The organism is Mycoplasmopsis cricetuli ATCC 35279 (assembly GCF_000526955.1).
Taxonomy (GTDB): Bacteria; Bacillota_I; Bacilli_A; order Mycoplasmatales; family Metamycoplasmataceae; genus Mycoplasmopsis; species Mycoplasmopsis cricetuli.
The window spans coordinates 1-2,782 of the sequence record NZ_JAHB01000033.1 but is presented as its reverse complement, the minus strand read 5'-3'; the positions used below and the strand labels follow the sequence as shown (position 1 = coordinate 2,782).

Genomic DNA, 2,782 nt, shown 5'->3' with positions numbered 1-2,782 from the left:
TTTTGGTTTATTAGTTTGATAATTAATAAGGTTTTTAGTATCTTCAAGAGTGATAGTTAACTGACGTTGATCAAATCTTGTATGATTGGTTATTTGAGAACTTTCAATTCCAATCTTATTAATATGAATTGGAGTTGTTATCGCCTTTTCTTTTTCTTTTTCATCATCAACATTGTCAATATCAAAAACATTAACACCTTTTATAGGTTCATCATTACTATTATTTGAATTATTTTTGTCTTTATAAATACCAGTAAGAGTTATTTTTTCATCTTTTGGCAAATCGTTATCATCAATTCTAATCTGAGTGTTTCCATTTTCATCTTCAGTAACAACTGCTGGAACTTGAATAATTTCTGGTTGTCCTGTTTCTGGATTCTTTTTCTCAAATTCAACAACAACTTTTTCACCTTCTTTTATAGTATTTGGTAAGTCTTTAAGAATAGTTTCACTTTTATCATCATTTTCTGAAATTTCTTTTTCAATTGTTGGTACAACATGTTTGTAACGATCTTGATCTGTAATATCTTTATTTTCAACAAGTGTTTTTGTAGGATCACTTGCAGAAACAACCCTATTTATTTTATCACCCTCACTAAGGGCATCTTCAGGAATTCTATGAATATTTGGGTTATTAGGATCAACTTCAGTATCAACTAAATCTATAGTTCCATCTTTTCTGATAATTTCTACTTTAGCAGGATTTGGTTTTGGTTTAGAATTGGAATCATTTGAATCTGGATAAATAGGTTCTATGTTATAAACATTGTCTTTAGTGCCATCAGGATTTAATTCATTTGTTAAATTAATAGTTCTTTTATTTTCAGGTAAATTCTTAAAATCTTTAATAATTTCATTTGGATCATTAGCATTTACTATTTCTTCAACTTTAAGCACCTTCCCTCTCACTTGATCAGCAGGTGCTGTAGCAGTAAAGTTACCATTTTCATCAGTTGTTCCAGGAATTAAAATTTCATTTCCATTAGAATCTGTTGCTTTTAAAATAACATCTTTATTTGCATTTTCAGGTCCAAGTTTAGAACTAATTGTTAAACTTTTATCATTTGGATCTTGCTTTGATGTGAAACTTGGAGTTTCATTTGCTGAATTTTCAATTTCAAATTTATCTTTTGGATTAAATTGATCAATTTCAGATCTTGTTCCTTCAGGATTTATCTTTTCAATTTTCTCTAAAGTAACTGGTCCGTTTTCATTTGGAACAGGAACATTAAAAATATAATCACCAAAACTATTTGGATCTTTTTCTGGTTTTGTTTTAACTGTATGTTCTTTTCCATCAGCATCAGTGTATGTTACCTCATATTCAGCATTTGGATCAATTGGATTATTTGGATCACTTACAACTGGAATATGTTGAATATCTTTTCCTTGTTCAACAGTATGTCTTAAATCACGATTTGAAATTTTATCAATATCAGCGGGATTATAAACACTATTTTTTGGATCATCACTATTTTTTACTGACACTAAAGGTCAATTATAACCCTTACCTCCAGCTGCAACAAGATCATTATCAGTAGGTAATGGAACATTCCCATTTTCATCTGCTTTTTTAATAACAGTAATTATTCTTGGTTTACCATCAGGTCCAATTGCCTCATAATTAAATTCAATAACTTTATTTTTGTTATCTTTTCCAACATGAATTTGATAGGTTCCATTGACTTTATTATTCATTTGTTGATATTTATCTCTTGGAACAAAACTTAATGGAATTTCAGTATTGCTTTCATGATTTTTAATTTTAAACCCATCATAATCAATAATTGCATCAGAAGGAATGTTTTTTACAACTTCTTCATCTAAAGTACCATCAGCTTTAATTGGAATCTCAATTGTCTGAATTTCATTATTTTTATCTTTATAATTAACAAGTAATTTAGAATCTGGATCATGTGGTGTTTCTTTAGAGAGTTGATATTTACTTAAATCATTTTTCTTATCTTTATCATATGTAAGAACTGGTTTGTTTGGAATCGGGAACATTGCAGATGAAGGTTTTTCTTTATCAAGTTTTTCTCCGTTTGGATCTTTAAAAGAAGCAATTGTATAACTGTCAGTTGGTTTTGAAGCAAATTCTGGATCATCAGTTGGTTTGACACGTACAATTCCATTTTCATCCGCTACAACTTTAATTTTATTTTCTTTACCTTTTGAATTTTTAATTGTAACTTCAACTTCTTTGTTTGCATTTGAAGGTCCTAAATTACGAACAAACTCTAAATTTCCTTTATCATCATAATTAAAAGTTTTATCAATGGTTCTATCTTTTACTGGAATTGAATCAACATCAACTAAATTAGTCTCACTCACTGGATCTTGAAGTTTTTTTAAAACATATTCAGACCCTTCAGGTAATAATGAATGATCAAAAGTAGCAACACCTTTTTCATCAATTGTTGCTTCAATAAAAAATTTATCACCCTTTTCAGTTTCAAAAACCGCTTGCGCTTTTCGTCCGGCAAGTTTAGGATCCAAAGGAACAATCATTTGGCCTTTGTTATGAAAATCTTTATAAATTCTTAATTTATTAGACAAAAGATTTTCATCTTTTCTTTCATTTTCATGTAAAAGAGCATTAGTAACAGTGAGTCCAACTCCTGCTACAAAAAAACCTCCCAAAATTGCCGCTGGAAGCTTTTTCTTCTTTTCATGTTTTGTTTTTTGTTTTGTATCAGGCATAGTTACCTTTCCTTATAAAAAATTTAAATAAATCATATTGCATTCATTAACTAGTTTGTTAAAAAAAAAAAAAAAAAAA

Annotated in this window: 1 protein-coding gene; it reads right to left on the bottom strand. The window is 28.7% G+C overall.

Annotated features, from left to right (window positions below):
- The coding region (locus tag U744_RS04420) for a hypothetical protein (RefSeq protein ID WP_036432169.1) at nucleotides 1–2,703 on the bottom strand (2,703 nt) is incomplete at its 3' end.
- Nucleotides 2,704–2,782: the final 79 nt, after the last annotated feature.